Raw genomic sequence first — 15,677 nt, forward strand, 5'->3', positions numbered from 1 at the left:
CGGATTCGATAGAAATCCGTATCAACTGGCGAAACACGCAGAGTAGTCGCGGCCCGATTTCGGTAGCATCGCCGAGCACACGTCAACGTGCTGCATGAGGGAGGGCCGAGTCATCGTCGCCAGGGCGTGTGAGCTCGATGCTCTGCCTGTGCTGCGAGCCGTCATTCTGTACGCGCGTTCGCATCCTTCACTTTCCGCGTCCGGTCTCGAGACCGCGATCGCATACGCCGTTCGCGGCCACGCCGGACCGTCGAGTCCGCAGTCGGCCGGCTCACCGCCCGACGATGACCCCGAGCGCAACCGCATCGTCGCGCTCGTCGAGCTCGCCCAGTCCGGTGACAGCGAGGCGTTCGGCCAGCTGTACGACCACTACGCCGACCAGATCTTCCGCTACGTGTACTACCGCGTCGGCGAACGCACCCTGGCCGAGGACCTCACCGGCGACGCGTTCGTACGCGCGTTGCGTGCACTGCCGCGCTTCACCTGGCAGGGCACCGACTTCGGCGCCTGGCTGACGACGATCGCCCGCAACCTGATCACCGATCACTACAAGAGCAGCCGGACCAAGCGCGAGATCGTCGCCGACGAACTACCCGAGACCAACGACACCCGTAGCGGACCCGAGCAGGCGGCGATCGCAAACGACGCACACGACGCGTTGATCCGCGCTATGCAGGACCTCCCCGACGACCAGCGCGAGTGCCTGACCTCACGCTTCATCTTGGAGCGCTCCATCGCGGAGACCTCGGCGATCATGGGCCGTTCGCCGGGCGCGATCAAGCAGCTCCAGCTGCGGGCGATCCGGGCGCTCGCACGCACGATCCCCGGTGAGATGCGATGAGTCACACCGTGGAGCACCTTCGTAACCTCCGATGCCGCCCGGTCGTTGTACCGAGCGGATCAAACCTCCGGACAGGACAACCGACATGAACGGCCGATTGTGGGGTGGTCGACGCGCCGACGCGTTCCAGGACGCTCTGGATGGCCAGGTCGACCTCACTGAGTACGAGCTCACCGAGTTCGTACGTCTTGCGCATGCCCTGCGCGAGATGGCGCCGGCCACGCTCGGTAATGAGGCCCGCAGTTCGATGCGGGCACGCCTGGTAGCCGAAGCCGAGACGGTTCTCGGCGGCGCAACTGTTCCTCCGCCGCCCCTGCGTAAACCGAAGCGCCGCAAGCTGCGTATCGCGGCCGGCTCGACGGCCGCCGTCGCGGCGATCTCCGCGGGCCTCGTCACGATGAGCGCCGATGCCCTCCCCGGCGACGTCCTGTACCCGATCAAACGCGGCGTCGAGCAGGTCGAGCTCACCGTCGGAGGCGGCGGCGCGGCCGGAACCGGTCAGACCCGACTCGACCATGCCGCCGAACGCCTCGACGAGGCCGAGCAACTGGCGAGGGGCGGCAAGGCAGACCGCGTCGGCGGCGTACTCGACGACTTCTCCAGCGATGCAGAGGCGGGCACCGAACAACTGCTCCGCGCGTACGCCTCCGATGGCAACGACGCGCAGGTCGAAGAGATCCGCGCGTTCGCAAACGCTTCCGCCGATCGGCTCCGGGCCATCGCGCCGATGCTCGGCAGCTCGAGCCGGAGTTCCTTGCAGGCCGCCATCGACACCGTCACCTCGATCGACCGCAGGGCCGTCGCAGTGTGTCCGGCGTGCGCGGGCGGCCCGACCGTACAGGTCCCGTTCGATCCCGAACATCTCGGCTCGTTGCCGGAAAGAGACCCCGAAGACACCGACGAGCAGCAGGGTGACAACAGCCACGACGACGTCGTCGCCGAGCCCGACGACCTGCCGAACGGCACGGACCTGCCGGATCTCGATCCGACGCCCGACAAGAACGGCGCCGACGACAGCGACCACGACGATACGGACTCGGGCGACAACGATCCGCAGCTGGAAGGCGATTCCGTCGTCGGCTCGGACCAGTCCGATTCCGTACGTCCCGACGATGACGACTCGACCGGACACGATCTGCCTGACCTACCCGATCTGCCGGGTATCGACGAGAAGTCGGGCAGCATCGTCGAGAGCCTCCCGCTCGGGCCCGTACACGACGTACTCGATCCCGTGCAGACGCTCATCGATCAGCTCGGTCCCATCGGTGACCTGCTCTCACCGGTGCTCGGAAGCGGGAATCAGTCCGATGAGGACGGAAAGACCGGTAAGAACGGTAAGAACGACGACCGTCCGCTCGAGGACCTCCTCGGCCCGGTAGTCGGCCAAGACGACGCCGATGCCGATGATCGCGACAGCGATAAACCGGATGCCGATCTCGATCCGACCCAAGACACCACTACCGACGACGAGGACGACGGCGAAGTCGAGGGTGAGGTCGACGGCGACACTGACGACTCCGACGGCTTGATCGATGGCGTCACTGGCACGAATGACGCCCCACCCGTCGAGGAAGAGGATTTGGATCCCCTCGAGAACGGCGCCACCGACGGCGCCACGGGCGAGTAGCCGAACCCGGTCTAGAAGAACACGCCCTTGCGCTCGACGAGCAGGTTGAAGAGCGTCTGCTGAATCGTCTCGCGAACCTGGTCGGTGACGTTGAAGATGAGCATCGGGTCGTCGGCGGCGTCGCTGGGGTACGCGTCGGTGCGGATCGGCTCGCCGAACTCGATCACCCATTTGCTCGGCAACGGGATCAGCCCGAGCGGGCCGAGCAGCGGGAAGAACGGCGTGATCGGGATGTACGGAACACCGAGCAGCCTGGCCAGGGACGGGATATTGCCGACCAGCGGATAGATCTCCTCGGCCCCGACGATCGAGCACGGCACGATGGGGACGCCGGTACGCATTGCTGCGGATACGAAGCCACCGCGGCCGAAACGTTGCAGTTTGTACCGCTCGGAGTACGGCTTGCCGATGCCTTTGAAACCCTCGGGCCACACGCCGACGAGCTCGCCCTGTCGGAGCAGACGCTCGGCGTCCTCGTTACAGGCGAGCGTCGCTCCGCCCTTACGTGCGACCTCCGAGATGAACGGCAGAGTGAAAACCAGATCGGCGGCGAGCATCCGCAGGTGCCGATCGGCATGGTCGTGTACGACGAGCGACGTCATGATGGCGTCGACGGGAATGGTGCCGGAGTGGTTGGCGACGAGCAGGACACCGTCCTCGCTCGGGATGTTGTCGGCCCCGCGTACCTCGATCCGGAACCACTTCTGCGCGATGGGCCGCGCGATCGCCAACCCGAGCCGCGCGGTCAGCTCGGGGTCGAATCCGAACTCGTCGATCGGGTAGTCGCCGGAGAGCCGCCGGCGCAGCAGCGCAACCCACTCGGCGAGGCGGCGCTCCCACTCACGGCCGAGCACCTCGCGCGCGCCACCCGCGACGGCATCCATCAGGTCGGCGGCGGGAATGCCCCGCCGAGCTGACGGATCGGATTCGCGCGTGCTGTCGGCCGGCGGATCGGGCTGCGCATTGGGAGTGTCGCGTCCGCCTCCGACGAGTGCACGTGCAGCAGAGGACGCGGTCCGGCGTCGGCCGCGGCCGGGTCTGCCGCGTGCGCCGATCGGGATGATCTCCGCGTCACCCACGCGCGCCCCCGACGAATGCGAACGGGCCGGGCTCGAGGGTCGCGGCGAATGCGTCGATGATCTGCTCGGTTGTCCACTTCGGCTCGTACCCGAAGATCTCACGCAGTGCGGTGATGTCGAGTCCGCGTCCGTGCATGAAGTACGGCCGCAGATCTGTCGGCAGTGAGATGCCGGCCACCCGCCCGATAGTCGGGGTGACCGTGCCGAAGGCAGGCGCGGGGATGCGGATCAGCGGCCGGTGAAGTCGTCGCGCGATCTGGCTCAGCAGCATCGGCCCGTCGCCGGCGACGTTGAACGTGCCGGGTCGGTCGCTGGTGGTGGCCAGACGCAGCACCTCAAGGGCGTCCTCCTCGTGCAGGAACTGCATCCGGGGGTCGAAGCCCAGCACGCCGGGGATCGCAGGTAGCCGGAAGTACGAAGCGAGCACGGTGTCGACGCTCGGACTGATCACCATCGCCATTCGCAGCGTGGTGATCGAGACGTCCGGTCGGCGCCGGCCGAACCCGCGAACATAACCCTCGGCCTCGATCAGGTCCTTCGGATAGCCCGAGGAGACACCGCCCTTCGGCGGCATCGACTCGGTGAACATCGCGACGTTGCGTGACGACGTGCCGTAGACGGCACCGGACGACTGGAGTACGAACCGCTCGACGCCCGGAGCGCGCTGACAGGCAGCCAGCAACTGCATGGTGCCGATGACATTGAGTTCCTTCGCCGGGCCACGGGGGCCGCGAGCAGGGCCGACGCCGAGGTGGACGACGGTGTCGACCTCCTCGACCGCGAGTACCTTACCGACGACGGGCGTACGAATGTCCGCGCGTACGTATTTGACCCCGGTCAGGTCGATCCGGGGCGGATAGACGTCGAGCCCGACTACCTTGTCGACGTCAGGAACGGTGGCGAGAAGCCGTGCGAACCTGGCACCGAGGTCACGCGAGACACCGGTGACGAGGACGACTCGCCCCATTCGACCTCCCTACAGCACCGAAGCGTTCGATGTGGCTGTACGGCCTACTTGCCGAGACGACGGCGCTGCACCCGCGTACGCTTCAGCATCTTGCGGTGCTTCTTCTTGGCCATGCGCTTGCGGCGCTTCTTGACGACGGAGCCCACGTTTCACCCTTGCTCATTGGTATCGAAACAACACAAGGCTACCGGTAGGTGGACGGCCACAGCGCGGCAGTGTCCGCATAGCCGGTCACAGCGACTAACCGGCCTGGTAGTACGAGCGACGCAGGTACTCTTCAACGGCCTTCTCGGGCACGCGAAACGATCGACCGACGCGAATGGCATCGAGCTGCCCCCCGTGCACCAGGCGGTAGACAGTCATCTTCGAGACGCGCATTCGAGCGGCCACCTCAGCGACGGTCAAGAACGGACCACCTGCGGGCGGAACGTTGTCGCGTTCGGTTGAGCTCATTGGTCTTCGCCTGCCTTCAAACGTGATCGAAACCCCGGCCCTCGGGGGAATGTCACTTGGCGTGAGCGTAGTGCCTCATGGGGCCATTGCGAAAGGAGTGATCGCCGAAAGTACTCGATTTTAGCGTGTCGCGCTTGACCTGGGGCCAAAATACTTCCGACATTCGTCTGACCGGCTCACGGCATCGGGTCCAGCCCGAGCAACGGGAACGCCTCCTTGCGGGTCGCCATGATCGACCGATCGAGCCACGTGCCCGGGTCGTACCCCTCGGTCCAGTCTCGGTACGAAATGGCTTGGTTGTCGGTCATCCGCATCGGCGCCTCGCGGCCGCTGAGATCGTGTACGCGGCTCCGCCAGTTCGGTGGCGTCGCCGTCGTCGGATCGATCGGGCGGTCACCGACGATCGCCAGCAGATGGGTCCAGCTGCGAGGGACGACCTTGAGCACGGCGTACCCGCCGCCGCCGAGCGAGATCCAGCGGCTGTCCGGCAGCTTCGCCGCGAGATCGCGCACGGCGAGGTACGACGCGCGTTGGCCGTCGACGCTGAGCATCAGGTTCGTGAGCGGGTCGTTCGCATGGGAGTCGCAGCCGTGCTGGCTGACGATGATCTCGGGCTCGAACGCCTCCACCACCTGCGGCACCACGGCATGGAAGGCCCGCAGCCACCCCGAGTCGGAGGTGCCCGGCGGGAGAGCGACGTTGACGGCCGAACCTTCCGCGTCGGGCCCACCGACCTCGGTCGGTAGCCCGGTGCCAGGGAAGAGCGTCTGCGGCGTCTCATGCAACGACACGGTGAGTACGCGCGGGTCGTTGTAGAACACCTCCTGCACGCCGTCGCCGTGGTGTGCGTCGATGTCGACGTACGCGACCTTCGACGCGCCGTTGTCGAGCAGCCAGCGGATTGCCACCGCGGCATCGTTGTAGATGCAGAAGCCGCTGGCGTTGCCGGGCATCGCATGGTGCAGTCCACCGGCGATGTTGACCGCCCGCGTACGCTCGCCGGTCCAGACTCGTCGGGCGGCCTCTACCGATGCGCCGACGATGAGCGCGCTCGCGTCGTGCATGTGCTCGAACGTCGGGTCATCGTCGGTGCCGAGCCCGTACGCGACCTTCGGCTCGTACGGCCGCGCACTCACCTCGCGTACCGCCTCGATGTAGTCGCGTGTGTGCACGGTGGTGAGCAGATCGTCCGACGCAGACTGCGCCCCGACGATCGGTAGCACCGCATCGTCGATCACGCCGAGCTCGCGGGCAAGCGCGATCGTGAGCTCGATCCGTATCGGCGCCATCGGGTGAGATGGCCCGAAGTTGTAGGAGGTGAGCTGCTCGTCGAAGACGGCGCATGCGGATCCGGGCACGTCTGTCACGATAGACCGCGCGATCCGCCGACTACCTGCGGTGGCTCGAAGGCGCGTACCTCCGGCAACTCTCCTGCCACACGCTCGATCTCGACAAGCGTCGAGCCCGGCGACGGACCCTGCGCCAACCGGGAGGTGCCTTCGTCTCTGGTGAGGACGTTCGGGTTGCCGTGCCGACACATCCCCTCACCCGACGCGCTCGGTGCGGGATCGAACCACGCGCCCGTCGCGATCACCGCAACACCGGGTCGCCGGTTCGTGTCGAGACGCACGCCGGCCAGCATCGACCCGCGGTCGTTGAACACGCGCACGACGTCACCGTCACCGATGCCCCTCGCCGCGGCATCGTCGGGGTGCAGCGTGATCGGCTCGCGATCAGAGACCTTCGACTGTCGGCTGAGCGCGCCGCCGTCGAACTGCGAGTGGAGCCGGGTGCTCGGCTGGTTGGACAGCAGCTGCAGCGGGTACGTCTCCGCGAGAGCCGAGCCGAGCCACTCTCGCGGCTCCAGCCAGACCGGATGGCCGGGACAGTCGTCGTACCCGAAACCGGCGATGGTCTCGGAGTAGATCTCGATGCGGCCGGACGGCGTTGCGAGCCGGTACTCGTCGGGATCGTCGCGTAGCCGGCCGAAGTCGCCGGCGACAACGGACGTGGCCTCGGGAGTCTCGAACCCTCCTGCCCGCCAGAACTCCGCTGCGCTTGGCGCTTCGACACCGAGGTCGCCGAGCGTTCGGCGCGTACGCTCGTACAGCTCGTCGACCCATTCGTCGGCGGTACGCCCCTCGGTGAACTCCTTGTCGATACCGAGCACCTCGGCGATGCCGGAGAACGCCTCGTAGTCGGTGCGTACGCCCGCTGGTGGTTCGGCGGCGCGTTCCATCGCCGACAACGACAGGTCACTCGAGCCGGCGGCGAAGTCGCGGCGCTCGAGCGGTGTCGCAACGGGGAAGACGATGTCGGAGAAGCGGGTGAGGGGGTTCCACCACGAGTCGTGGGCGATCACCGTCTCCGGACGCTGCCAGGCGCGGGAGAGCTTGTTGAGGTCCTGATGGTGGTGGAACGGGTTGCCGCCCGCCCAGTAGATGAGCCGCAGATCGGGGTACGTACGCCGCTGGCCGTTGTAGCCGTACGTACCGCCCGGATCGAGCAGCGCGTCGGCGATGCGTGCCACCGGAATCGTCGTCGACACGGCGTTGTCGCCCTGCGGCAGGGAGGCAACGGGCCAACGACGGGCGCGTACACCGGTCTTGTTGATGCCGAGCCCCGACGCGACTCCGCCGCCTGGCCGGCCCATACTGCCCGACATCGCGGCGAGCACGACGCCCATCCAGTACGGCTGCTCGCCGTGGTCTTGGCGCTGGATGGACCAGCTCAGGTTGATGACCGTTCGGCTGGTCGCGATCTGGCGGGCGAGGTCGCCGATCGCCGCCGCGTCGATGCCGCTGATCGCGGCCGCCCACTCGGGCGTTTTGGCTATGCCGTCGTCGAGACCGCGCAAGTAGCGTTCGAAACGGTCGTAGCCGACACAGCCTCGAGCGAGGAACTCTCGGTCGTGGAGGCCCTCGGCCTGCAGTACGTACGCCAGTGCAAGCATGACGGCGACGTCGGTGCCCGGCCGGATCGCCAGCCAGTCGGCGTCGAGCTCGGGCGCGGTGTCGGTGCCGAGCGGGGAGAGCGTGACGAATCGAACGCCGGCGTCCTTGGCCCTGCGCTGCCACTCGACCTGCTCTGCGCGACCCTGGCCGCCGGAGTTGAGCTGGGCGTTCTTGGTCGCCATGCCGCCGAAGGAGACGACAAGGTCGCCGTGCTCGGCGATCGCCGGCCACATCGCTCCGCGCTGCCACAGACTCCACGGGTCGCCGCCGATGATGTGCGGCAGGATGACCTCCATCGCACCGACGCTGTACGAGCCGACCGAGTCGGTGTAGCCGCCGAGGCACCGCAGGAACCGATGGATCTGGCTCTGCGGATGATGGAACCGCCCGGCACTCCCCCAGCCGTACGATCCGCCGTAGATCGCCTCGTTGCCGTGGGTGTCGATGACCCGGCGCAGCTCGGACGCGGCCAGCTCGGTTGCGCGCTCCCAGCTGACCGCCACGAATGGGTCGCTGCCCCGGTTGTTGCCCACACGACTGGGACCGTTGTCGAGCCAGCCCTTGCGCACCATCGGCTCGGTCAGACGGAACGGCGCGTACAACGCATCGGTCATGCCCGGCCCGATCCGCGAGACGGTCGAGTCGCCCGGCAGCGGGCGTACCTCGACCACTCGGCTGCCGTCCGACACGACGTCGTATCGGCCCCAGTGCAGCGCGGTGCGCGTCACTCTCGTCATGTCACCAGTGTGCGGGGGTGCCGCCGAACGAAGTGGCGCGGGTATGCTGGCCGGGTGAGTACGCACCGAATCTGCACCTGGTGGCCCGCCTCCTAGGCGGACCGGTTCTCGCGTACCCAACTCAAACCATCCATCCGCCTCGCACGGGGCGGATGTTGTGCTGTGTGCGAGGCCGTCGAAGGGACGACCCATGACACACCAGCCCAGCCGGCAACTGAGCCTGATCACCCCAAGCGGACACCTGACACTCGGCAACCTGCTCGGTGCGCTCCGACCGATGCGCGATGCGACGTCGACCGGCGACTGCTTCTACGGCATCTCCGATCTGCACGCGTTGACGATCCCGCACGACCCGGCGACGCTGCGCTCCGTACGCGCCGAACTCGCGGCGTTGATGCTCGCTAGCGGACTCGACCCTGCCTCGGCGACGTTGTTCATCCAGAGCAGGGTGTCGACGCACAGCGAGCTGCTCTACCTGCTCGAGTGCACCGCTTCGATGGGTGAGACCGGCCGGATGATCCAGTACAAGGAGAAGGGCCGTGGCCGCACCGACACTCGGGTCTCGCTGTTCACGTACCCGATCCTGATGGCTGCCGACATCCTGCTCTACCGTGCGACCGAGGTTCCGGTAGGCGAAGACCAGCGCCAACATGTCGAGCTCGCCCGAGAACTGGCCCAGCGGTTCAACCATCGCTACGGCGAGGTCTTCACCGTCCCGCGAGCCGTCACGCCGAAGGTCGCGGCCCGGGTGATGGACCTCTCGGATCCGACGGCCAAGATGAGCAAATCGGCGGCATCCGGCTCGGGCACGATCTTCCTGCTCGACCCGCCCGACGTCGTACGCCGCAAGGTCTCCCGCGCCGTCACCGACTCGCGCGGCATCGTCGCGTACGACCGCGAGGGCCAGCCTGGCGTAGCAAACCTGATCGACGTCGCGGCCGGATGCACCGGGCGCGCTCCGACCGAGATCGCCGCCGCGCACGGTACGTACGGTGCGCTGAAGAGCGCCGTCACCGACGCCGTCGTCGCAACGCTCGAACCGATCCAAAAGGCGTACGCAGACCTCTCCGCCGATCAGGTCGAAGCCGTGTTCGCCGACGGATCGCGCCGGGCCACTGCGGCCGCCGCGCCGGTCGTCGATGCGGCGCGGCGGGCGATCGGGTTGTGAGCGAGCCGGCGGCGTTCAGCTGGCCTGCGGCGCCGACCAAGCACCCGCTGCCGCGGCGGCGACGGCATAGGCGGCGAACGTGCGCGGCTCGCGACCGAGCACCTGACGTACCCCGTCGGTCGGTTCCGTCAACAACCCGCGACGCATCTCGGCGAACATCGCGGAGAGCCCTTCGGCGTCTTCCTTCGATATCCCAGCGTTGGCCTGCTCGGACACGAACTCCGCGGATGGCATGTCGATGAAGGTCACGTCGCACTCGATCGCCTTGGAGATGAGGCGGATGGCCTCGTCCCAGGTCAATGACTCCGGGCCCGTGACCTCAACGATCTCGTCCACGTGGTCGCTTCGGGTCAGCAGCGCCACCGCCACGTCGGCGACGTCGTCAACGTCGACGAACGGCTCCGGGACTCCGCCGACGGGCAGCCCGAGCGCGCCGGCCATGATCGGCTCCCAGAACGCGTCCTCGCTGAAGTTCTGCGCAAAGTTGCTAGCCCGAACGATGGACCACTGCACACCGGACGCTTGTACGGCTTGCTCCAAAGCGAGCATGTCTTCGCCGAATCCCGGCTCCCACGTGTTCGCGCCCCTGCCGGACAGCGCCACGAACCGACGAATGCCGACCGACACAGCGTGGTCGACGAACTCTCGGATCGGAACGGGAGTCAGCGGCAGCGCAATGTAGGTGGTCGACACGCCGTCGAGGGCCGCGTCCCAGGTCGATCGATCCGTCCAGTCGAAGCGGACTTCGCTCGTACGCGAGGCTGCACGCACGGGCCGGTCGGCGGCGCTGAGACGTGCCTGGATCCGGCGCCCGGTCTTGCCGGAGGCACCGAGCAGCAGGATGGGCGAGTCGGGCGATTGCGTTGCTGATCTGTCTGTCATGTCACCAGCCAAGTACGGAGCGGCTGGACGATCCATGGACGACGATCCAATCCTCATGTCTATTCGTCTAGCATCACCATCATGGATGCGTTATCGGATCTGCTTCGGGGAGTGCGGGCGGACGGCGTGCAAGTGAGCAGCCGCACACCGGCCCCACCGTGGGCGCTGCGAGTAGAGACCGGCTCACCGCTCACTCTGTGCTCGCCCATGCAGGGCGAGGGCTGGCTCAGCTTGCCCGGCTCGGAAGAACGAACCCTGCTACGTGCGGGCGACACGGCCGTCATACGCGGCCCGCTGACGTTCTCGTACGTCGATGGCCCTGATTCGAACGCCGCGGTCTGCGAAGAGCTGTGCTACTCCGACTCGCCGACGACGCTGTCGACCGAGTGTTCCGAGGCGCCCGAGGGATCGAGTTCGCTGTTGGTAGCAGAGTTCCCCGTACGCGGCGAAGTCGGTGGCCGTCTCCTCGAGGCACTGCCACCGCTGCTGGTCGTCCCTGCCGAACCTGCCTGCGGGGACATCCTCGATTACATCAGCGCCGAACTCCAAGTGAATCGACCGGGCCAGCGGATCGTACTGGAGCGCCTGCTCGACTGGATTCTGGTCTGCACGCTGCGGGCCTGGTTCGACTCCTCCGACAGCGCAGCTCCGGCGTGGTACCACGCGATGACGGACCCCGTCGTGGGCGTCGCGCTACGTGCCATCCACGACGACCACGCTCAGCCGTGGACCGTTGCCTCACTCGCCCGCACAACAGGTGTCTCCCGCGCATCGCTCGCAAAACGCTTCACCGACCTGGTCGGTCAACCGCCGCTCGCCTACCTCACCGACTGGCGGATGGCCGTAGCCGCAGACCTACTCGCCGAGCCCGGTCCGACCGTCGCCCAAGTCGCCCGCCAGGTCGGCTATGCCGATGCGTTCGGATTCAGCTCAGCGTTCAAACGAACGCGGGGAATCACCCCGAGTGAGTACCGTCGCGGACGGCCCAGTGACGAGGCGGTCTCTGCCCGGTGAGGAGAGACTCCAGGGAGGCTCGATCGCCGGTCACCCCGGTTCTGTCGGTCCCGATTCTGCGGTCCCGCCTTCATCGTTTCCCTTGCGCTTCGGTGCAGACCGCTTTGGCGGCGACGAGGATCCGTTCCTATTCGGTTGGGGTTGCTTGTCGGCTGGCCCGACCTTGCGGTCCTTTGGGCTGGCCGCACCGTTCCACGTGACCCTTCGAAAAGATTCTCAAAATACTTCGTTTCCCCTTGTGGATAAGGCCTTCTGAGGACTCTTCTTGTCAGTGGCGGCTGGCATGATGACGGTTATGAGGACGGCGAACCTGATCGACGATGTCGAGACCACCGACGGTCTCGACGTTGCTGCGGCCGCTCGTGCTCAGCTCGCCCGTACGGAGGCCGCACAGTTCGATGCGGTGTTGGCGTATCTGCGGCAGATCGCGTCGGAGCCGCTCGCGCAGGCGGGTGGGGTGAATGAGTGGACCCGTTACGGCGGATCGGGGACACCGTCGGTGTCGGAGTATGCGGTCGCTGAAGTCGGCCCCGTCCTCGGCCTGTCCGCCAACGGGGCACGGGCGCTGATCGCCGACGCGGTTGATCTGGCGTACCGGCTTCCACGGCTGTACGCCTGTCTGCACGACGGGAGTGTGGATGGGTGGCGGATCCGTAGAGTCGCCCGCGCGACGCGGGAGTTCACCATCGCCCAAGCCGGCGATGCCGACCGACGCCTGAGCGCTGCGAATGTCGACGGGACCCCGCTGATCGCACGGATCACCATGCCCCGGCTGCAGCTGGTGCTCGATCAGATCCGGTTCGTCGACGACCCCGAAGGCGCCGAAAAGAAGCGCCGTGAGGCGCGCAGGCGTCGGGGTGTGACGATCTGGTTCGAAGACGGCGTCGCCCACATCACGGGCACCCTGACCGTCGACGACGGACAACGACTCGACCAACGTCTCGATCAGTTGGTGGAGTCGATGCGGTTCCTCGGCGACCAACGTCCCGATCACATCCTCCGGTCGGTGGCAATGGGGATGGTCCACGAACCCGACAGCCTCGACGACCTCTACACCCTGGTCGCCGACAAAACCGACGGCGACACCGACGACACCGAAGCGGACATACCCGCCGAGCCCGAACCTGAGCCCGTTCCTGAGCCCGAGCCTGAGTCCGAGCCTGAACCCGAGGGCGAGTCTGAGCCGAAGCCGTCGAAGCGGCGCCGCAGCAGAAGGCGTGGGCTGCGGGAGACGGTGCTCTACGTTCATTACGACCGGTGCTGGGGCACCTGGTCACTCGACGACGTCGGCGCCATCACCCGTACCGAGGCCGAACAGATTCTCGGCAAATCGTCGCGGATCGTGGTGAAGCCGGTGATCGATTTGGAGACGACGATCTCGACCACCGGGTATGTCGCACCGCCCCGGCTACGCGAGCAGACCGCGCTGATGAACGCCCTCACCTGCACCTTCCCCTATTGCAACCGTCCGGCGAAACTCGGCGACTACGACCCTCCCCCAGCCGCGAGGCGGCCGGGAGGTGCCCCGTTCCGTAACTACGCCGACGGCGGACCGACCGACTCACGAAACGGACACCGGCTCTGTAGGTTCCACCACCGGGCAAACACCTTCACCGCCTGGACCGTCACGTCACCTGCGCCCGGAATCTGGTTATGGCTCTCCCCAGCAGGACGGTCGTACCTCGTCACCGCCGGCACCACCACCAAAACTCCCCGGCCGAGCCGACACCACCGTCCACGAGAAGCGAAAACGTAGCGCCGCCTAGCTTCCCCGCCACCTCAGCACCACCGTGGCGGGGTACAGGCATGTCCAACCGACCGCATGACAGCCTCAGCCGGCTCGTACTGGCCTCACCGCGCGAGTCCAGTCGCCATGAACTCTCGCCACGCCTCAACGGCGGCGTCTTCGGTGTCGCCGTGCCGACCTCGGTGCACCAGCAACTGATTGTCGGGCGACCCGAGCAGGTTGAACAGCTCAAGCTGTCCGGCCGTCGTGAACAGCTCGTCGTCCCATTGAATCTGGAAGGTCAGCGAAGCCGATACCTGCGGAGCGTCCGCGCGAAGGCGATCGTCAATGCCCATGATCGCGGGCAGCTTCGACGGACCGAGTCCGAACTTGCCGAACACGGCAGCGGTGAGCGCGTCGCCAAGAGCCGCCGCGAGCGGCACGCCGAACCGCGTGCCCATCGAAGCACGCCGGGAACATCGTCAGCCGAATGGCGCACGCGAAAGGGTTGTTCGACAACCGCTCCGTCGTCAAGTGTCGCTGATGCTCCGACCCATCTGAGCAACTCGGGACTCCGAGTCAGCCGGCGAGCTCCCGCGACCGGTTGCGCGCTGCCTCGAGCGCGGAAAGGAATGCGGCGCGTACCTTGTGGTCCTCTAGCTCGCGGAGTGCGGCGGCGGTCGTACCGCCCGGGGAGGTCACTCGTTCGCGGAGCTCGGTGGGATGGTCGCCGCTCTCGCTGAGGAGGCGAGCGGAGCCGACGAGGGTCTGTACGACGAGCTCGGTCGCCGTAGAACGAGGTAGGCCCAGGTGAACGCCTGCCTCGATCATCGACTCGACGACGAAGAAGATGTACGCGGGCCCCGAGCCCGAGATCGCCGTGACGGCATCCTGTTGTTTCTCCGGTATGCGTACGACCTTGCCGGTCGCCGAGAGCAACGACTCTGCGTGCTGTAGGTCGTCCTCGCTGCAATGCGATCCGCGCGAGATCGCGGCCATGCCCTCGTCGACGAGCGCGGGGGTGTTCGGCATGACCCGGATGGCGGCGACGCCGTCGGGCAGTCGGGATTCGATGGTTGCGGTGGTGATGCCCGCGGCGAGGGAGATGACCAGCTGGCCGGGCGCGACGTGCGGCGCGATCTCGTCGAGTACGTCGGGCATGTCCTGCGGCTTCACGACCAGCATGATCGTGTCGGCGCGCTCGGCGGCCTCGACATTGGTGACGACGGCGATGCCGTAACGCTCACGTAGTTCCTCGGCGCGCTCCGGACGGCGTTCGGCCATCATCAGGTCGGCCGGGCGTCGACCGCTCCGGATCATCCCGGCGACGATCGTCTCGCCCATCACCCCAGCGCCGATCACAGCGATCACAGACATGGTGCCTTCCTCAGGTAGCCGTACCTTTTGGAACCGTACGGCACATCGGCGCGAACCTCAGGCCGAGGGCACAGGTGGGCGGTCCGCGTGTTGTTCCTCGTACTCGCGCCACGGGCGGACCAGTCGCGCGGCGAGCACGATCAGAGCGGCGCCGACCACCGCGTCGAGGATCCAGTGATTTGCCGTCGCCACTATGACGATGGTGATGAGCACCGGGTAGCTCCAGGCCAGGGCACGAGCGCCCGGTGACCTCAGGATCGAGCTCAACGCCCACGCGCTCCACAACGCCCAGCCGACGTGCATCGACGGCATCGCGGCCAACTGGTTGGTGGTCGTACCTAGCCCGCGCGGTGCGGACGCATCGCCGCCCCACCAGCCAAAACCGGCCGTGTCGGCGAGCGTGTCGACGAAACCGGGTACGAGCCGAGGCGGTGCGGTCGGGAACAACAGGTAGCACACCAAGGCGATGACGGTGCCCACGACGAGCACCCGTCGCCAGTGTGCGTACTGCTCGGGCGTCTTGCGCCACAACACGACCAGCACGACCGGCGTCACGATGTAATGCAGCGTCGCGTAGAGGTACGACGCGGCGACCTCGAACACCGGCAGTCCGCTGAGGACCTCGTTGAACAGCTGCTCGACGTCGATACCCAGTTGCCGCTCGATGCCGACCACGAAGTCGGCGTGCGCACGCGCCAACGCGAGGTCGTCGTCTGCGAACAGCCGTCCGATCGTGTACCCGACGTACAGCAGCCCGAGCAGGCCGACCTCGCGGAGCAGCGCGAAACGGCGCCGTGGCGGCGCTTTCGATTCGCTTCGATATTCCATTCTCACGGCACCCCCCTGCCGGTT

15 protein-coding genes are annotated in these 15,677 nt (G+C 67.0%); 5 read left to right on the forward strand and 10 right to left on the reverse strand.

Features of this window, described 5'->3' with window-relative positions; genetic code table 11:
- Positions 1 to 94: 94 nt before the first annotated feature.
- Both MU582_19830 and MU582_19835 read left to right on the forward strand, forming a co-directional pair.
- Complete coding sequence (locus MU582_19830) at positions 95 to 841, forward strand: sigma-70 family RNA polymerase sigma factor (protein ID UPK74659.1); 747 nt, start codon at positions 95 to 97, stop codon at positions 839 to 841.
- A gap of 85 nt (positions 842 to 926) precedes the next feature.
- A complete protein-coding gene (locus MU582_19835; protein ID UPK74660.1) occupies positions 927 to 2,468 on the forward strand; it encodes a DUF5667 domain-containing protein in 1,542 nt (513 codons plus the stop codon).
- 11 nt (positions 2,469 to 2,479) lie between these two features.
- Here MU582_19835 and MU582_19840 read toward each other — a convergent pair whose 3' ends face one another.
- From MU582_19840 to MU582_19865, 6 genes are all read right to left on the reverse strand, one after another.
- On the reverse strand, positions 2,480 to 3,547 hold the full coding sequence (locus tag MU582_19840; GenBank protein ID UPK74661.1) for an acyltransferase family protein: 1,068 nt from the start codon (positions 3,545 to 3,547) through the stop codon (positions 2,480 to 2,482).
- Positions 3,540 to 4,514: an NAD-dependent epimerase/dehydratase family protein gene (locus MU582_19845; GenBank protein UPK74662.1), complete on the reverse strand. Its 975-nt coding sequence runs from the start codon at positions 4,512 to 4,514 to the stop codon at positions 3,540 to 3,542. The genes MU582_19840 and MU582_19845 overlap by 8 nt, the downstream gene beginning before the upstream one ends.
- A gap of 44 nt (positions 4,515 to 4,558) precedes the next feature.
- The gene (locus MU582_19850) at positions 4,559 to 4,660 is read right to left on the reverse strand and encodes an AURKAIP1/COX24 domain-containing protein (GenBank protein ID UPK74663.1); all 102 of its coding nucleotides are present in this window, start codon (positions 4,658 to 4,660) and stop codon (positions 4,559 to 4,561) included.
- Between the two features lie 94 nt (positions 4,661 to 4,754).
- Entirely contained in the window at positions 4,755 to 4,967 is a 213-nt protein-coding gene (locus MU582_19855) for a helix-turn-helix domain-containing protein (GenBank protein UPK74664.1), read from the reverse strand.
- A 176-nt stretch (positions 4,968 to 5,143) separates the two neighbouring features.
- Positions 5,144 to 6,325, reverse strand: coding sequence for an acetoin utilization protein AcuC (locus MU582_19860; protein UPK74665.1), 1,182 nt, complete (start codon positions 6,323 to 6,325; stop codon positions 5,144 to 5,146).
- A 5-nt stretch (positions 6,326 to 6,330) separates the two neighbouring features.
- The gene (locus MU582_19865; GenBank protein ID UPK74666.1) at positions 6,331 to 8,658 is read right to left on the reverse strand and encodes a molybdopterin-dependent oxidoreductase; all 2,328 of its coding nucleotides are present in this window, start codon (positions 8,656 to 8,658) and stop codon (positions 6,331 to 6,333) included.
- A 190-nt stretch (positions 8,659 to 8,848) separates the two neighbouring features.
- Here MU582_19865 and trpS point away from each other — a divergent pair, with 190 nt between their 5' ends.
- The gene (trpS, locus tag MU582_19870; GenBank protein UPK74667.1) at positions 8,849 to 9,826 is read left to right on the forward strand and encodes a tryptophan--tRNA ligase; all 978 of its coding nucleotides are present in this window, start codon (positions 8,849 to 8,851) and stop codon (positions 9,824 to 9,826) included.
- 15 nt (positions 9,827 to 9,841) lie between these two features.
- Here the strand turns inward: trpS and MU582_19875 are convergent, their stop codons facing one another.
- A complete protein-coding gene (locus MU582_19875; GenBank protein ID UPK74668.1) occupies positions 9,842 to 10,708 on the reverse strand; it encodes an NAD(P)H-binding protein in 867 nt (288 codons plus the stop codon).
- A gap of 81 nt (positions 10,709 to 10,789) precedes the next feature.
- On the opposite strand from MU582_19875, the gene MU582_19880 reads away from it, so the two are divergent.
- Together MU582_19880 and MU582_19885 are read left to right on the forward strand one after the other, a co-directional pair.
- Entirely contained in the window at positions 10,790 to 11,722 is a 933-nt protein-coding gene (locus tag MU582_19880) for an AraC family transcriptional regulator (protein UPK74669.1), read from the forward strand.
- A 295-nt stretch (positions 11,723 to 12,017) separates the two neighbouring features.
- Positions 12,018 to 13,478 carry a 13E12 repeat family protein gene (locus MU582_19885; GenBank protein UPK74670.1) on the forward strand — a complete coding sequence of 487 codons (1,461 nt, stop codon included), beginning with the start codon at positions 12,018 to 12,020 and terminating at the stop codon, positions 13,476 to 13,478.
- A 95-nt stretch (positions 13,479 to 13,573) separates the two neighbouring features.
- On the opposite strand, the gene MU582_19890 is transcribed toward MU582_19885, so the two are convergent.
- From MU582_19890 to MU582_19900, 3 genes are all read right to left on the reverse strand, one after another.
- Positions 13,574 to 13,909 (reverse strand): hypothetical protein, encoded by a 336-nt coding sequence (locus MU582_19890; protein ID UPK74671.1) that lies wholly within the window; start codon positions 13,907 to 13,909, stop codon positions 13,574 to 13,576.
- A 118-nt stretch (positions 13,910 to 14,027) separates the two neighbouring features.
- Positions 14,028 to 14,825 (reverse strand): pyrroline-5-carboxylate reductase, encoded by a 798-nt coding sequence (proC, locus tag MU582_19895; protein ID UPK74672.1) that lies wholly within the window; start codon positions 14,823 to 14,825, stop codon positions 14,028 to 14,030.
- A 57-nt stretch (positions 14,826 to 14,882) separates the two neighbouring features.
- Positions 14,883 to 15,653, reverse strand: coding sequence for a phosphatase PAP2 family protein (locus MU582_19900; GenBank protein UPK74673.1), 771 nt, complete (start codon positions 15,651 to 15,653; stop codon positions 14,883 to 14,885).
- Positions 15,654 to 15,677 lie beyond the last annotated feature (24 nt).

It is taken from the genome of Nocardioidaceae bacterium SCSIO 66511, from assembly GCA_023100825.1.
Lineage (GTDB): Bacteria > Actinomycetota > Actinomycetes > Propionibacteriales > Nocardioidaceae > Solicola.